Source organism: Vreelandella subglaciescola (assembly GCF_900142895.1).
Lineage (GTDB): Bacteria > Pseudomonadota > Gammaproteobacteria > Pseudomonadales > Halomonadaceae > Vreelandella > Vreelandella subglaciescola.
Genome location: NZ_LT670847.1, coordinates 2,434,812 through 2,450,601, shown reverse-complemented (window position 1 = coordinate 2,450,601; position 15,790 = coordinate 2,434,812). Strand labels below are relative to the sequence as shown.

At 62.8% G+C, this 15,790-nt stretch carries 18 protein-coding genes; 14 read left to right on the top strand and 4 right to left on the bottom strand.

The window, feature by feature from the left end:
• Positions 1-103 precede the first annotated feature (103 nt).
• The 3 genes from B5495_RS11435 to rpmE form a co-directional block, all read right to left on the bottom strand.
• Positions 104-418, bottom strand: coding sequence for a HigA family addiction module antitoxin (locus B5495_RS11435; protein WP_079553856.1), 315 nt, complete (start codon positions 416-418; stop codon positions 104-106).
• Between the two features lie 14 nt (positions 419-432).
• Complete coding sequence (locus tag B5495_RS11430) at positions 433-714, bottom strand: type II toxin-antitoxin system RelE/ParE family toxin (protein WP_079553854.1); 282 nt, start codon at positions 712-714, stop codon at positions 433-435.
• Between the two features lie 155 nt (positions 715-869).
• Positions 870-1,085, bottom strand: a complete 216-nt coding sequence (rpmE, locus tag B5495_RS11425; RefSeq protein WP_079555058.1) for a 50S ribosomal protein L31 — start codon at positions 1,083-1,085, stop codon at positions 870-872.
• Between the two features lie 172 nt (positions 1,086-1,257).
• Here rpmE and B5495_RS11420 point away from each other — a divergent pair, with 172 nt between their 5' ends.
• From B5495_RS11420 to tatC, 13 genes are all read left to right on the top strand, one after another.
• Positions 1,258-3,486, top strand: a complete 2,229-nt coding sequence (locus tag B5495_RS11420; RefSeq protein WP_079553852.1) for a primosomal protein N' — start codon at positions 1,258-1,260, stop codon at positions 3,484-3,486.
• A gap of 125 nt (positions 3,487-3,611) precedes the next feature.
• Positions 3,612-5,297 (top strand): arginine--tRNA ligase, encoded by a 1,686-nt coding sequence (gene argS / locus B5495_RS11415; protein ID WP_079553850.1) that lies wholly within the window; start codon positions 3,612-3,614, stop codon positions 5,295-5,297.
• A 3-nt stretch (positions 5,298-5,300) separates the two neighbouring features.
• Positions 5,301-6,020: an SPOR domain-containing protein gene (locus tag B5495_RS11410; RefSeq protein WP_079553848.1), complete on the top strand. Its 720-nt coding sequence runs from the start codon at positions 5,301-5,303 to the stop codon at positions 6,018-6,020.
• Between the two features lie 149 nt (positions 6,021-6,169).
• Positions 6,170-6,688 carry an ATP-dependent protease subunit HslV gene (hslV, locus tag B5495_RS11405; protein WP_079553847.1) on the top strand — a complete coding sequence of 173 codons (519 nt, stop codon included), beginning with the start codon at positions 6,170-6,172 and terminating at the stop codon, positions 6,686-6,688.
• Positions 6,689-6,691: 3 nt separating this feature from the next.
• The gene (hslU, locus tag B5495_RS11400) at positions 6,692-8,014 is read left to right on the top strand and encodes an ATP-dependent protease ATPase subunit HslU (RefSeq protein ID WP_079553845.1); all 1,323 of its coding nucleotides are present in this window, start codon (positions 6,692-6,694) and stop codon (positions 8,012-8,014) included.
• A gap of 86 nt (positions 8,015-8,100) precedes the next feature.
• On the top strand, positions 8,101-8,484 hold the full coding sequence (locus B5495_RS11395) for a gamma-butyrobetaine hydroxylase family protein (protein WP_079553843.1): 384 nt from the start codon (positions 8,101-8,103) through the stop codon (positions 8,482-8,484).
• A 150-nt stretch (positions 8,485-8,634) separates the two neighbouring features.
• The gene (ubiE, locus tag B5495_RS11390; protein WP_079553841.1) at positions 8,635-9,429 is read left to right on the top strand and encodes a bifunctional demethylmenaquinone methyltransferase/2-methoxy-6-polyprenyl-1,4-benzoquinol methylase UbiE; all 795 of its coding nucleotides are present in this window, start codon (positions 8,635-8,637) and stop codon (positions 9,427-9,429) included.
• A gap of 40 nt (positions 9,430-9,469) precedes the next feature.
• Entirely contained in the window at positions 9,470-10,111 is a 642-nt protein-coding gene (locus B5495_RS11385; RefSeq protein WP_079553840.1) for a ubiquinone biosynthesis accessory factor UbiJ, read from the top strand.
• On the top strand, positions 10,108-11,727 hold the full coding sequence (gene ubiB, locus B5495_RS11380; protein WP_079553838.1) for a ubiquinone biosynthesis regulatory protein kinase UbiB: 1,620 nt from the start codon (positions 10,108-10,110) through the stop codon (positions 11,725-11,727). Before B5495_RS11385 ends, ubiB begins: the two co-directional genes overlap by 4 nt.
• A 75-nt stretch (positions 11,728-11,802) precedes the next feature.
• Positions 11,803-12,177, top strand: a complete 375-nt coding sequence (locus tag B5495_RS11375; RefSeq protein WP_079553836.1) for a phosphoribosyl-ATP diphosphatase — start codon at positions 11,803-11,805, stop codon at positions 12,175-12,177.
• Positions 12,178-12,232: 55 nt separating this feature from the next.
• Positions 12,233-12,523 (top strand): Sec-independent protein translocase subunit TatA, encoded by a 291-nt coding sequence (gene tatA, locus B5495_RS11370; protein ID WP_079553834.1) that lies wholly within the window; start codon positions 12,233-12,235, stop codon positions 12,521-12,523.
• Between the two features lie 3 nt (positions 12,524-12,526).
• Positions 12,527-12,934, top strand: coding sequence for a Sec-independent protein translocase protein TatB (gene tatB / locus B5495_RS11365; protein ID WP_079553832.1), 408 nt, complete (start codon positions 12,527-12,529; stop codon positions 12,932-12,934).
• Positions 12,931-13,725 (top strand): twin-arginine translocase subunit TatC, encoded by a 795-nt coding sequence (gene tatC / locus B5495_RS11360; protein WP_079553830.1) that lies wholly within the window; start codon positions 12,931-12,933, stop codon positions 13,723-13,725. The genes tatB and tatC overlap by 4 nt, the downstream gene beginning before the upstream one ends.
• Positions 13,726-13,750: 25 nt before the next feature.
• Here tatC and elbB read toward each other — a convergent pair whose 3' ends face one another.
• Positions 13,751-14,422, bottom strand: coding sequence for an isoprenoid biosynthesis glyoxalase ElbB (gene elbB, locus B5495_RS11355; protein ID WP_079553828.1), 672 nt, complete (start codon positions 14,420-14,422; stop codon positions 13,751-13,753).
• Between the two features lie 333 nt (positions 14,423-14,755).
• Between elbB and hemB the strand changes: the two genes are divergently transcribed.
• Positions 14,756-15,769 carry a porphobilinogen synthase gene (gene hemB / locus B5495_RS11350; RefSeq protein ID WP_079553827.1) on the top strand — a complete coding sequence of 338 codons (1,014 nt, stop codon included), beginning with the start codon at positions 14,756-14,758 and terminating at the stop codon, positions 15,767-15,769.
• Positions 15,770-15,790 lie beyond the last annotated feature (21 nt).

Here is a 15,790-nt window from a genome sequence, read left to right as displayed (position 1 = left end):
ATGGAAAATAATTCCACAAATTATATCACGCCGTGGCCGCGTATTCATTGGGCATAAAAAACCCCACGCCGGGGCGTGGGCCTGGCACCCGATAAGAAGCGGCTTATGCAGCGTGTAACGGCTTGATCCGCTGAACTTCACCGCTGATTGACTGAGCTGCCGCCCACAGGTCAACGGCACGCTGTGTATTCAGCCAAAACTCCGGCGAATTACCAAACAAACGGCCCAGCCGAAGCGCCATTTCAGGGCTAAGGGCACGGCGCTCACGCAACAGTTCATTAACCGACTGACGCGAGACCCTCAGAGACTTAGCCAGCCCTGCAACCGTCAGGTCATAGTCCGGTAAAAAATCTTCTCTCAACATTTCACCAGGATGAGTGGGCTTGCGCTGCATACCGGCAGTATTAGCAATGGCCATGGTTATTACCTCTCTCAGTGGTAGTCACACACCTCGACCTCGTGCGCGTCGCCATCTTCAAAGCGAAAACAGATACGCCACTGATCATTGATTGAAATAGCGTGCTGCCCTTGCCTGTTGCCAGAAAGTGGATGAAGACGATTGCCGGGCGGCACCTTCAAGTCCTCCAGCTGCTCGGCCAGATTCACGTACTCAAGCTTTCTCGCTGCCCTGGAGACCACATCCGCAGGGAATTTCCTTGCGTGCCCGTCAGCGTAAAGCGCTTGAGTGCGTTTATCAGCGAAGGATTTAATCATACAGAAAGTGTATTCTGTCACGTGACAAAGTCAAACCACCAACAGAAAACGGCAGCCACCGCAGCGCCTGAACGTTGTTTCAGGCATAAAAAAACCCACGCCTGGGCGTGGATTTTCTGCCGCCGGGCAACGTGCCCGGCATAGCCAGCGGGCTATTAACCGCGCTTCATTGCGGCGCCGAAACGCTTGTTGAAGCGCTCTACGCGGCCGCCGGTGGTCGCTTGCTTCTGCTTGCCGGTGTAGAACGGGTGGCAGTTGGAGCAAACGTCCAGCGAGAAGTCATGGCCCGACGTGGTGCCAACGGCAAAGCTCTCGCCGCAGGAACAGGTGGCAGTGACCGTGTTGTATTTCGGGTGGATACCTTGTCTCATCTCGAACCTCACAAAGCTGTATGCCGCCACCTGATCACCTGCCAGGTACCGCATACGGGTTGGAAAACGTGCTAAACCGGTTAGCCGTTGACGCCCCGCGCTAGCCATATAGCATGGCCGAGCGTGGCGCAAAGCGGTCGCGCATTCTAGCAAACTTGACACCGGAGGCCAATTGCCCACCCGCGAATTTTCGCCTGCATCCATCTTGCGCGTGGCGTTGCCCTCGCCGCTGCGCCGGCTGTTTGACTACCTGCCCACCCGCCAGGCGCCCGCCTGTGGCTGGCAGCCGGGGCTGCGCGTGCACGTGCCGTTTGGCCACCGCGAGGTGGTGGGCGTGGTGGTCGAGCTTAGCGAACACAGCGAGTTGCCCCGCCACAAGCTGCGCGCGGTGAGCAAAGCGCTTGACGACGCGCCGCTGCCGGCCGACTGGCTGTGGCTGTGCCGCTTTACCGCGCGCTACTATCAGCACAGCCTGGGCGATACGCTGCACAACGCCCTGCCCGCGCGGCTGCGTCAGGGTCACCCCATGGCCGGGCGCACCCACACGCTGTGGCGCCGCCACCCCGAGGCGCCGGAAGCGCCGGATTTCGGCCGCGCCAAGCGCCAGGCCGAGCTGTGGGCGCTGCTGGGCCAACACCCGCACGGCTTGGCCACCCGCGCGATCACCGCCCACGGCCTCACCCACGACGTGCTCAACCGCTTGCTGCACAAACAGTTGATTGAACGCCGCGAGGTAGAAATCGCCGCCGAGCCCACGGGCGGCTCGCTGCTGGCCACTCCGGCGCTGCCGCTCAACCGCGAACAGGCCGAAGCGCTGGCCGCGCTGCACGAAAAGCTCACGCACTTTCACCCCTGCCTGCTCGAAGGCGTCACCGGCAGCGGCAAAACCGAGGTCTATTTACAGCTGATTGAAGCCGTGGTCGCCAAAGGCCAGCAGGCGCTGGTGCTGGTGCCCGAGATCGGCCTTACTCCGCAGACGCTGGCGCGCTTTCGCCAGCGTTTTAACGCCCCGGTTCTGGCGCTGCATTCAGGGCTCACCGACGCCGAACGTCTCGACGTCTGGGAGGCCGCCGCCAGCGGGCGGGCGCGGGTCATCATCGGCACCCGCTCGGCGGTGTTCATCCCGCTGGCCAGGCCCGGCGCGATCATCGTCGATGAGGAGCACGACGGCTCCTATAAACAGCAGGACGGGCTGCGCTATCACGCCCGTGATCTGGCAATTGCGCGCGCCCACTACCACGGCATTCCGGTGGTGCTGGGCAGCGCCACGCCGTCGCTGGAAAGCCTGCATCAGGCGCTTAACGGGCACTACCGCCACCTGCGCCTGACCCAGCGCGCCAGCCGCCACCCGCCGGCCAAGCTGGAGCTTTTGGATCTACGCCACCGCCGCCGTCAGGGCGGGCTGTTGCCCGATGCGCTCACCGCCGTCAAGGCCACGCTCGAGGCCGGCAAACAGGTGCTGGTGTTTATCAACCGCCGCGGCTTTGCCCCCACGCTTGCCTGCCACGCCTGCGGCTGGATGGCCGAGTGCGGCCAGTGCGACGCGCGCATGACGCTGCACCGCGCCCCGCCGCTGCTGGCCTGCCACCACTGCGACAGCCGTCGCGCCCTGCCCGATGCCTGCCCCGAGTGCCACAGCGGCGACTTGCGCGCGCTGGGCAGCGGCACCGAGCGCAGCGAAGAAACCCTGCAAACGCTGTTCCCCGATACCCGGATTCACCGCATCGACCGCGACAGCACGCGCAGAAAAGACAGCTTCGAGCAGGCGCTCAAGGAAATTCAGCGCGGCGGGCCCTGCCTGCTGGTGGGCACCCAGATGCTCGCCAAGGGGCACCATTTACCCCACGTCACGCTGGTGGTGGTGGTCAACGCCGACGGCGGGCTCTACGCCGCGGATTTCCGCGCGCTGGAGCACAACGCCCAGCTGCTGGAACAGGTGGCCGGGCGCGCCGGACGCGCCGCCGACCCCGGCCGCGTGCTGGTACAAACCCTGCACCCCGACGACCCCCAGCTGGGCCAGCTGGCTGAACACGGCTACGCCGCGCTGGCACGCGACCTGCTGGAAGAGCGGCGCATCGCGCGATTGCCGCCGTTTGGCTTTATGGCGCTTTTACGCGTGGAAAGCCCCCGCGTTGACGCCGCCACCGCCCTTGCCCAGAGTGCCGCCAGCGCGCTGCGCGAGTGGCTGACCCAGACGGCCACCCCCGCGCAATGTTTAGGGCCGGTGCCGGCACCCATGGAGCGGCGCCAGAACCGCTACCACCTGCACCTGATGCTGAGCGCCGACAAGCGCAGCCGCCTGCACGCCGCCGCGAGCTTTCTGGCCCAGTGGCTGGAAGCCAGCCCTGATGCGCGCCGCGTGCGCTGGTCGCTGGATATCGACCCGCAAACGCTATCCTAGATGCCACTTTGAAACTCACCGCTAAAGGCTGATAATAAGCGCCTTTGCTTCAATCGCTCAGCGTAACGCTGCGCGCCCTGTACAGGCGCTCGCGCACGCCGCCACCGACGTACCCGGATACTCACATGAAAGACACGATTATTTCTCTGCTCGAAAGCGCCATCAGCGCACTCAAGCACCAGGGCGTGCTGCCCGACGACCTGCAGCCCACGATCAAGGTTGACCCCACCAAAGATAAGGCCCACGGCGACTACGCCACCAACCTTGCGCTGATGCTGGCCAAGCCCGCCGGCATGAAGCCCCGCGAGCTGGCCGAAGCGATCACCCAGGCGCTGCCCGCAAGCGACGCGGTGCACAACACCGAGATCGCCGGCCCCGGCTTTATCAACTTCTTTGCCGCCACCGACGCCGCCGCGCAGGTTGTCGCCCAGGTACTCGACGCCGGCGACACCTTCGGCCGCAGCCTGATCGGCCAGGGCGCCAAGGTGCAGGTCGAGTTTGTCTCCGCCAACCCCACCGGCCCGCTGCACGTCGGCCACGGCCGTGGCGCGGCGATTGGCGACTGCCTGTGCCGGCTGCTGGAAGCCACCGGCTTCGACGTCACCCGCGAGTTCTACTACAACGACGCCGGCGCGCAGATTCAAAACCTCGCCCGCTCGGTGCAGGCGCGCGCCAAAGACCTTGGCCCCGAAGACGCCAGCTGGCCCGAAAACGGCTACCGCGGCGGCTACATCGTCGACGTCGCCAATGATTATCTGGCCGGGCGCACCGTGGTCGCCGACGACCGCGAAGTGACCGCCAGCGCCGACCCCGACGACCTCAGCGCGATTCAGGACTTCGCCGTGGCGTGGCTGCGCCGCGAGCAGGATCTCGACCTCAAGGCCTTTGGCGTAGCGTTTGACGTCTACTTCCTCGAATCCTCGCTGTACGACGACGGCAAGGTCGAGGCCACCGTCGAGGCGCTGATCAACAACGGCCATACCTACGAAGAAGACGGCGCCATATGGCTGCGCACGACGGATTTTGGCGACGACAAGGATCGCGTCATGCGCAAGCAGGACGGCGGCTATACCTACTTCCTGCCCGACGTGGCCTACCACTTGGACAAGTGGCAGCGCGGCTTTACCACCGTGATCAACGAACAGGGCGCCGACCACCACTCTACCGTCACCCGCGTGCGCGCCGGGCTGCAGGCGCTGGAAACCGGCATTCCCCAGAGCTTCCCCGACTACGTGCTGCACCAGATGGTGATGGTCACGCGCTCCGGCGTTGAAGTGAAGCTTTCCAAGCGCGCCGGCAGCTACGTCACCATTCGCGACCTGATCGACGAAGTCGGCCGCGACGCCACGCGATTTTTCCTCGCCGCGCGCCGCGCCGATTCCCAGCTGACCTTTGATATCGACCTGGCGCGCTCGCAGTCTAACGACAACCCGGTGTACTACATTCAGTACGCCCACGCGCGGGTCTGCAGCATGCTGCGCCGCGTTGAAGCCAACGATCAGCCGTTCGACCACGCGCTGGCGCTGGCCAATCTGGCGCTGCTCGACAGCGATCAGGAAAAAGCCGTGCTCAACCGCCTGGCACGCTACCCCGAGACGGTGGAAAACGCCGCCAAAAACCGCGAACCCCAGCAAATCGCCCAATATTTGCTCGATCTCGCCGGGGACTTCCACACCTGCTACAACGCCGTCAAGGTGATGGTCGACGACGACGCCACGCGCAACGCCCGGCTGGCGCTGGGACTGGCCACGCGCCAAACCCTGCGTAACGGCCTCGACCTGATGGGCGTCAGCGCACCGGAGGAGATGTAACCCATGGCCACCCAGCGCAAAAAGCCTACAAGCCGCGGCGCCACCAGCCAGCGCAAAAAGTCGGCGAAGGCGAAGGGCCGGTTTCGTCTGCCTGGTTGGCTATGGGGGCTTTTGGGGCTGGTGGCAGGTTTTTTCCTCGCCCAGCACCAACACGGCACCGCGCCTTGGCAAAACACCGCACCGCCCCAAGCCAATGTCACGCCCGGAGACGACGCCAACAGCGGCGATGACTCAGGCACGTCTGCCGGAACCGGGGATGAAGATGAAAGCGACAACGGCATGCCAACGTTTGAGTTCTACACGCTGCTGCCCGAAACCGAGGTCATCGCCCCCGGCGGTGCAGTGCCGTCAAGCGTGACGCCCCCCAGCCCGTCATCCTCCGACGACAACGACAGCGGCACTAGCGAAGATCCCATCGCTCAAGTTATCGCCGCTAAAAGCCGCTCCGATGAGGAAAAGTCCAACGTCCCGCACACGACCACCGAGCCCGGCCGCTACATGCTCCAGGCCGCGTCTTTCCGCGAGATAGCTGACGCTAAAAAGCTGAGTTCCCGCCTGCAGAACCTGAGCCTTCTGGCCAAGATCAGCGAGGTCAAGGCCAGCGGCGTCACCTGGCACCGCGTACAGGTCGGCCCCTACGAAGATACCCGTGAGCTCAACCGCGCCCAGGACCTGATGAACACCCAGGGTATCGAGCCGCTGTTGATCCAGCTGCAGGACTAGCATTTGCTTGCCCCCGGGCAGACGCCGCGCCGGCGGGTGGTTGATTTTTCCGCCCCCGCCCGCATTTTGAGGTGACGCGCTTTATTTCGGATGTCGCCTGGCGGCATCGACAGTCACCGGGAGCCTGCCTCCCACAAGGAGTTACCTCCATGACCACTATCGTATCCGTGCGTCGCGGTGATCAGGTTGCCCTGGCCGGCGACGGCCAGGTATCGCTTGGCAACACCGTGATGAAAGGCAACGCCAGCAAGGTGCGCCGCCTTTATCGCGGCAAGGTGCTGGCGGGCTTTGCCGGCGGCACCGCCGATGCTTTCACGCTGTTCGAGCGCTTTGAATCCCAGCTGGAAAAGTACCAGGGGCATTTGACCAAGGCCGCCGTGGAGCTGGCCAAAGACTGGCGCACCGACCGGGCTCTGCGCCGCCTTGAAGCGCTGCTGGTCGTGGCCGACCACACTGCGTCGCTAATCATTACCGGCAACGGCGACGTGGTGGAGCCCGAGCACGGCGTCATTGCCATCGGCTCCGGCGGCAACTTCGCCGAAGCCAGCGCCCGGGCGCTGTTGGAAAACACCGACCTCTCCGCGCGTGAGATCACCGAGAAGTCGCTGTCTATCGCCGGTGACATCTGCGTGTTCACCAACCACCACGTCACTATGGAAGAGCTTTAAGCCATGACTCAGATGACACCCCGCGAGATCGTCCACGCGCTGGATCAATACATCATCGGGCAGAAAGACGCCAAGCGCTCCGTAGCGATTGCGCTACGCAACCGCTGGCGCCGCATGCAGCTGGATGACGACCTGCGTCCGGAAGTCACGCCCAAGAACATCCTCATGATCGGCCCTACCGGCGTAGGCAAGACCGAAATTGCCCGGCGTCTGGCCAAGCTCGCTCGGGCGCCGTTCATCAAGATTGAAGCGACCAAGTTCACCGAGGTGGGCTACGTCGGCCGTGACGTGGAATCGATCATCCGCGATCTGATGGAATCCTCGATCAAGATGGTCCGCGAGCAGGCCAAGGAAGAAGTCGGCAACCGCGCCGAAGACGCCGCCGAAGACCGCATTCTTGATGCGCTGCTGCCGCCGCCCCGGGGCCAGGAAGACAAGCCCCAGGAAGATAGCGGCACGCGCCAGACGTTCCGCAAGAAGCTGCGCGAAGGCCAGCTCGACGACAAGGAAATCGACATCGAGCTCAGCGCCCAAGGGCAGAACGTCGATCTCATGACCCCGCCGGGCATGGAAGAAATGACCAGCCAGCTGCAGAGCATGTTCTCCAACATGGGTCAGCAAAAGCGCGAAACCCGCCGGGTGACGATCAAGGACGCCTTTGGCCTGCTGCGCGACGAAGAAGCCGGCAAGCTGGTCAATGAAGACGACATCAAGTCCCGCGCCATCGAGGCCGTCGAGCAGCACGGTATCGTGTTTCTCGACGAGATTGATAAGGTCGCCAAGGGCAGCGGCCAGTCCAGCGGCGGCGACGTCTCCCGCGAGGGCGTGCAGCGCGACCTGCTGCCGCTGATCGAAGGTTCCACCGTTTCGACCAAGCACGGTATGGTCAAGACCGACCATATCCTGTTCATCGCCTCCGGCGCGTTCCACCTGTCGCGCCCGTCGGACCTGATCCCCGAACTTCAGGGCCGCCTGCCGATCCGCGTGGAACTCGATGCCCTCACGCCCGAGGATTTCAAGCGCATTCTGACCGAACCGGCGGCCTCACTCACCACGCAGTACAAGGCGCTGCTGGCCACCGAAGGGCTGGAGGTCGACTTCACCCCGGATGGCATCGAGCGCATCGCCGAGATTTCGTGGCAGGTCAACGACGGCACCGAAAACATCGGCGCCCGCCGGTTGCACACGGTGCTTGAGCGTCTGCTGGAAGAAGCCTCGTTCAAGGGCGGCGACATGAAAAGCCCGCTTACGATCGACGCCGACTACGTCAACGCCCAGCTCGGCGAGCTTGCCGTGGACGAAGACCTGTCGCGCTATATTCTCTAGCGCCGCGGTTTCATCCCTCGCTGCGGGCTATTTAACCCCGCCCGCAGCGAGGCATAACCCTCCGTTAACGAAAGCGAGACACCACCATGAGCGCCCCCATTCCTTCCCGCGTTCACTATCATAAAAAGGCGCGCCAGCTTGAGCTTGGCTACCCAAATGGCGATAGCTATCGCTTGGCGGTAGAGCTGCTGCGAGTTTGTTCGCTCTCCGCCGAGGTGCGCGGCCACGGCGGTGATGACGCCGTGCTGCAAGTCGGCAAGAAAGACGTCGGCCTGAAAGACATCACCCCGACGGGCAACTACGCGCTCAAGCTGCACTTTGACGACGGCCACGAAAGCGGCCTTTACAGCTGGGACTACCTCTTTGATCTGGCCACCCGCCAAGATGCCTACTGGGACGACTACCTCACCCGACTGCACGAAGCCGGTGCCTCGCGGTCAGCACTCGGCATCGAAATCAAGTCGCTCTAGTCCTTTTATGCGCAGCACCAGCCACTTGCCCCACCAAGTCGCAGACAAATCGGGGCGGACAAGGCTACAATGTCGCCAGTTTCTTTTGCGACGGCCACGTCTTACGTACCCGGCCGCCCGTTACCGTCTCGACTTCCGGAGCCACGCCCCATGAGCCCCACGGAAAAGCGCACCGCCGACGCTAGGCATGCCCCAAGCGACGGCGCTCAAACCACGGATTTTGGCTATCAGGACGTCCCCCGCCATGAAAAAGCCTCCAAGGTAGCGGACGTCTTCCACTCGGTTGCCGCCCGCTATGACGTTATGAACGACCTGATGTCGATGGGCATTCACCGGCTGTGGAAACGCCTGACCATCGAACGCTCGGGCGTCCGCCCCGGTCACCGCGTGCTGGATATCGCCGGCGGCACTGGCGATCTAACGCTCAAGTTTTCACGCATGGTCGGCCCGCGCGGCCAGGTGGTGCTGGCTGATATCAACGCCTCAATGCTGGGGGTGGGCCGCGACAAGCTGATCGACAACGGCGTCGGCGGTAACGTCGACTACGTGCAGGCCAACGCCGAATGCCTGCCGTTTCCCAACAACAGCTTTGACTGCATCACCATTGCCTTTGGCCTGCGCAACGTCACCGACAAAGACGCCGCCCTGCGTTCCATGCAGCGGGTGTTGAAGCCCGGCGGCCGCCTGCTGGTGCTGGAGTTCTCCAAGCCCCAAAGCGCGCTGTTAACCAAAGCCTACGACGAATACTCCTTTCGCTTTTTGCCCCGTATAGGCCAGCTGGTAGCCGGCGATGCCGACAGCTACCGCTATCTCGCCGAATCCATCCGCATGCACCCTGACCAACCAACGCTCAAGGGCATGATGGAAGCGGCCGGCCTTGAACGGGTGGAATATACCAACCTGACCGGCGGCATCGTCGCGCTGCACCGTGGGATCAAACTATGACGCCGTCGCTGGACACCACACATTACACCGCGAGGTTGGCATGCTGGTAACACCCACCCTGCTGCTCGCCGGCCTTGAACGCGCGATCAATGCCCTGCTGGCGCGCGACCCAGCCGCCCCCACGCGCCTTGATGCGCTGGCCGGCAGCCGCCTGCTCGTCTGCCTTGAGCAGCCCCATCTGTCGATCATGCTGCACTTTCATCACGCCGGCGTGGATTTGCTACACGCCGGGGACGACGCCGAAAGCGACGCCGACGCGGTGGTCGAGCTCACTCCCGAAACGCTCTCGCAGTGGGCCAGCGGTGAAAGCCTTGAACGGCTGATGTTCTCCGGCAAGCTATCAATACGCGGTCGCACCTACCTGCTGGAAGCCACCCGCGAGCTGTTCACCGACCTGGATATTGATTGGGAAAACGAACTCGCCGCGCTGCTTGGCGACATGCCCGCCCACTCGCTTGCCGAAGGGCTGCGCCGAATGGCGCGCTTTGGGCTGCGGGCCAAGGACGAGCTGTTCGCCGACGTGTCCGAATACGTGTTTGAAGAGGCCCGGCTGCTGCCCGGCCAGCAGCAGCGCGACGTGCTGCGCGATCATCTTACCGAGCTTGACGTCGCCACCGACCGGCTCGAAGCGCGGTTTGCCCGCCTGCACCGGCTTCTTACCCAGCGTGAGACACAGCCATGAGCTTGAGGCTTGTGCGCATTGGTTGGGTAATTGCACGTCATCGGCTGGATACCCTGGTGCCGCTTGAACGTCTGCCCTGGTGGATGCGCGGTCTGATGTGGTTTTCACCGCTGCGGCTATTCCCCTTGGGTTCGCGCAGCCGCGGGGAACGATTGCGCCTCGCGCTTGAAGCGCTGGGGCCGATTTTCGTCAAGTTTGGCCAGATGCTCTCCACGCGCCGCGATCTGCTCCCCGCCGATATCGCCGACGAGCTCAAGCGCCTCCAGGATCAGGTGCCGCCCTTCCCCGGCGACGCCGCTGCTGCACGGGTCGAAAAGGAGCTGGAGATGACGCTAGCCGAGGCGTTCGCCAGCTTTGAGCGCGAACCACTGGCCTCGGCCTCCATCGCCCAAGTGCATGCGGCAAGGCTGCACAGCGGCGAAGACGTGGTGGTCAAGATCATTCGTCCGGGCATCAGCCGCGTGATGCGCCAAGACATGGGGCTGATGTATCAGGTCGCCAAGCTGCTGGCGAAAGTGCCCGACGCGCGCCGCCTGCGCCCTGTCGAGGTCATCCGCGACTACGAGGCGACGCTGTTCGACGAGCTCGACCTGTACAAGGAAGCCGCCAACACCTCCCAGCTCAAGCGCAACTTCAAGGATTCGCCGTTAATGTACGTGCCCGCCATTTACTGGGCGTTTACCCGCCGGCGGGTCATGGTGCAGGAGCGCATTCACGGCGTGCCGGTGGCCCATATCGATACGCTAGTGGCGCACGGCACCAACCTGAAAATCCTTGCCGAACGCGGCGTGGAAATCTTTTTTACTCAAGTCTTTCGCGACAACTTCTTTCACGCCGACATGCACCCGGGCAACATCTTCGTTAACTGCAACGATGGTGAAAGCCCGCAGTACGTGGCCATCGACTGCGGTATCGTCGGCAGCCTGACCCGGGAAGACCAGGACTATTTGGCGCGCAACCTGCTGGCGTTCTTCCGTCAGGACTATTACGAAGTCGCCGCGCTGCACATCGAGTCCGGCTGGGTCGGCGAAAACACCCGCGCCAACGAGTTTGCCGCGGCGATCCGCACCGTGTGCGAGCCAATTCTGGAAAAACCACTCAAGGATATTTCCTTTGGCCAGGTGCTGCTCGGCCTGTTCCAGACCGCCCGGCGCTTCAACATGGAAGTGCAGCCCCAGCTGGTGCTGCTGCAAAAAACGCTGCTCAACATCGAGGGCCTGGGCCGCCAGCTCTATCCCGATCTCGACTTATGGAGCACGGCCAAGCCCTTTCTGGAACGCTGGATGAAAGAGCGCACCGGCCCGCGCGGGCTGTGGGATTCAATCAAACGCCAGGCCCCGGAGCTTTCCACCCAGCTGCCGGAGCTGCCGGTGCTTGCCCATCAGGCGCTGAGCCGTATGGAATACGGCCACCGTCAGCGCCAGCGACAAGTTGACGCCGTTAGCGACATGCGCCACCACATGAGTCGCCAGAACAAGCGCCAGCATCGGCTACGCCTGGGACTTATTGTGCTGGCCGTCGCGCTTGCCTGGCAGCCGCTTTCCAGCTGGGCGACCGGGCAGGACTGGCCGGTGCTGGCCGCCGCGGCCATGGGCCTATTGCTGCTGGCGTGGTGACGGACGGGGTTACGCCGACCGCCGCTATTGACCAACAACTTATTGATATAAAACTATATTTATCGACAGGACGCCATGACAACCACACCCAATCCTGCTCACAACCCGGCCACCGATACCGTGCTCGACGCCCTCGCCGCCGTGCTTGAGCAGCGCCGTCACGCGGCCGCCGACGATTCCTACGTTGCCGCCTTGCATCATAAGGGCTTGAACAAGATACTTGAGAAGGTCGGCGAGGAAGCCACCGAAACGTTGCTCGCGGCCAAAGACGCCGAACACGGCAACGACGCCGAACGCCAAGCGCTTATCGCTGAAACCGCCGATCTGTGGTTTCATAGCCTCGTGATGCTTTCACACTTGGAGCTCGATCATCGCCCGGTGCTTGACGAGCTGGCACGCCGATTTGGCGTATCGGGGCACGCCGAAAAAGCCGACCGCACGCGCTCATAATCGGGCATCACGCGCTTCAGCACATGCATGGTTAGAATCGAACGAGGAAACGCATATGTTAGGTGGTATCAGTATTTGGCAGCTGCTGATTGTTCTGGGCATCATCATCCTGATTTTCGGCACCAAGAAACTGCGCAACGTGGGCACCGACCTGGGCGGCGCCATCAAAGGCTTTAAAAAGGCCATGCACATCGAGGAAGAAGAAGATAAGACCGACAAGACCGACAAGAACGACGACGCCGACAAGCCCCAGGGCAAGGTACGCCACGAGACCGACGAGGCGGGCAACACCTATGACGTCGAGGCGCGGGAAAAAAAACCGGAAAACAGCGACGAGCGCAAATAAACCATGCTGGATATCGGCTTTCTTGAACTCTTGATCATCGCCGTGGTGGGGCTTTTAGTACTCGGCCCCGAGCGATTGCCGCGCGCCGCCCGAACCACCGGCATGTGGGTAGGTAAGATCAAGCGTACGGTGTCCGGCATGCAGCGTGAAATCAGCGCGCAGCTTGAGGCCGACGACCTGCGCCAAAAGCTCGACAGTCAGCAGAAAAAGCTCGACGACAGCCTGCAAAAAGCCAAACAGGACGTGGAGAGCTTGGCCGACACGCCATCGCAACAGGCCCGGCAGGTGGAACGTCGCGCCGCGGATGCCTCGGCGCGTCTCGACGACGCGCTCGAGACCGTCCGCGAATCGCCCAAGGCCGACGCTTCCGCGCCGGACAGTGAATCGAAGAAGGACGGAACACCCCAATGACCCGCGGCGATTCGCACAAACACGACTCAAGCCGGCAGAGCGAACCCGCTCAGACGTCGCTGATCGAGCACCTGATCGAGCTGCGCTCGCGCCTGATGCGTGCGGTTATCGCCATTCTGGTGATCTTTCTCGGGCTTTACGCCTTCGCCAACGACATCTACGCCTTTGTCGCCGAACCGCTGATGGCGCTGCTGCCCGAAGGCTCGCAGATGATCGCCACCGAAGTGGCTTCGCCGTTTCTGGCGCCGTTCAAGCTGACGCTGGTGGTCGCGGTGTTTATTGCCGTGCCCGTGGTGCTGCATCAGGCCTGGGCCTTTGTTGCGCCCGGCCTTTACGACAAGGAAAAAGCGCTGGCGGTGCCGCTGCTGGTCTCAAGCGTGGGGCTGTTCTACGCCGGCGCGGCCTTTGCCTACTACGCGGTATTTCCGCTGCTGTTTGCATTTTTTACCCAGACAGGGCCCGACAACATCACGGTAATGACCGACATCAACCAGTATCTCAACTTCGTGTTGAAGCTGTTTTTTGCCTTCGGCGTGGCCTTTGAAATTCCCATTGCAACCTTTTTGCTGGTGCTCTCGGGCGCCACCACGGTCGAAAGCCTGGGCCGCAAACGCCCGTATATCATTCTCGGCTGTTTTGTCGTCGGCATGCTGCTCACCCCGCCCGACGTGGTGTCCCAGAGCCTGCTGGCGATTCCCATGTACCTGCTTTACGAGGTGGGCCTGCTGTTTGGCCGCCTGGTGCGCAACCGGCGGGCCAAACAACAGCCCGACGAGGCCGCTGAAGACTAAGTCCTGACGACCAGGCCCTGAAAAATCAGGCCGCCTGCGTATCGATCATCTCGCTGACGCGGTCGACCAGCTTGAAAATACCCGCAGCGGCTTCGCTGAGCCGCGCGGTTTGCATCAGGGCCGGCGTTGATACCACCCGGTGCTCGAAATCCACCACGATATCGTCCGCCTCGCCGCTGCGATGCAGCCCGCCCATCGAGCTGATCGCGCCTGATACCCCGTGGTGCCGGCCCACGGTCACCGAGATGCCGTCGCCCAACAGACGCGCGGCCAGCACCGGCGCAATCCCCGTCAGCCCCACGGGCTTGGCCGCCAGACAGAAGCCGGCCAACGCGTCACCCAGCGCCTCGATCACCTGCATGCTGGCGCCGACCTGACGAAAGTCCGAGACATTTTTCACCACGCCCTCGCCACCGGGCAAAATCACCGCGTCGAAGTCGTTGGCGTCGAGGCTGGCCAGCGGGCTGATATCGCCCCGGGCAAGCCGTGCCGACTCGTCGAGCACGTTGCGCGCCTCACTTTCAGCCACGTCGCCGGTACGGTGATTAATCACGTCATGCTGGGCAATATCCGGCGCAAAAAAGCGATAACCGATGCCCTTCTGGTCCAGACGCAGCAGCACCAGCGTGGTTTCGTGGATATCGGCGCCGTCAAGGGCACCGCAGCCGGTCAGAATGATCGCTACCTGTTTGCTCATGTTGTTGTCCTTTTTTCCAGAAAACCCCGAAAACTCGAGAGACCCGCGCGCGTATGAAAGCGACAGTATGCAAATGAGAGTATGAAAGTGAAGGCCTGAAAGAGAAAGTCTGAATAGAAACAGCCTGAAGAGAAACAGCCTGAAGAGAAACCGTATAAAGCTGAGAGTGCCAGAACAGGCGCTCACTTTAGACAGTCTGGCCAGCCGCGACAAGACGGCTTTCGACCACCCTCTTTCAACCACAAGCTTTTACCCACACTCGTTCTGTCGCCTACAGCGCGGCCTGATATAATAGCGCTCAGAAGGCACCCTGTTTCACTGCTGGAGGTTCCATTGACTACCCCAACCCCACGCCATTTTCCTGCGACGCGCATGCGGCGCATGCGCAGCGACGATTTTTCCCGTCGGCTGATGCGCGAAAACGCGCTGACGCCAGCCGATCTGATCCTGCCGGTGTTCGTCATGGAAGGCGAAAACCAGCGCGACGCCGTGCCCTCGATGCCCGGCGTGGAACGCCTGACGCTTGACCTGCTCATCGAGCAGGCGCGCGAAGCCCAGGCGCTTGGCATTCCCGCGCTGGCGCTGTTTCCGGTGATTGCCGCCGAACACAAAACCGAGTTGGCCGAAGAAGCCTACAACGCCAACGGCCTGATTCAGCGCAGCGTGCGCGCGCTCAAGGAAGCGCTGCCCGAGCTTGGCATCATCACCGACGTGGCGCTTGACCCCTACACCAGCCACGGCCAGGACGGCATTCTCGACGAACACGGCTACGTGCAGAACGATCCTACCGTCGAGACGCTGATCAAGCAGGCGCTGTCCCACGCCGTGGCCGGCGCGGATATCGTCGCTCCTTCGGACATGATGGACGGCCGCATCGGCTCGGTGCGCGAGGTGCTGGAAAGAGAACGGCTCCTTAACACCAAAATCATGGCCTACAGCGCCAAGTACGCGTCGAGCTATTACGGCCCCTTCCGCGACGCCATCGGCTCGGCGGGAAACCTGGGCCGCGCCGACAAGCGTACCTACCAGATGGACCCGGGCAACAGCGATGAAGCGCTGCACGAAGTCGCCATGGACATCACCGAAGGCGCCGACATGGTGATGGTCAAGCCCGGCATGCCGTATCTGGACGTGGTGCGCCGAGTCAAGGACGAGCTGGGCGTGCCGACGTTTGCCTATCAGGTCAGCGGCGAGTACGCCATGCACCGCGCCGCCTTTGATAACGGCTGGCTCGACGCCGACAAGGTCATCCTTGAGTCGCTTTTGTGCTTCAAGCGCGCCGGGGCCGACGGCATTCTGACCTACTTCGCGCTGGACGCCGCGCGATTGCTCAACGCCGCCAGCTAACACCTCCGTATCACCGTACCT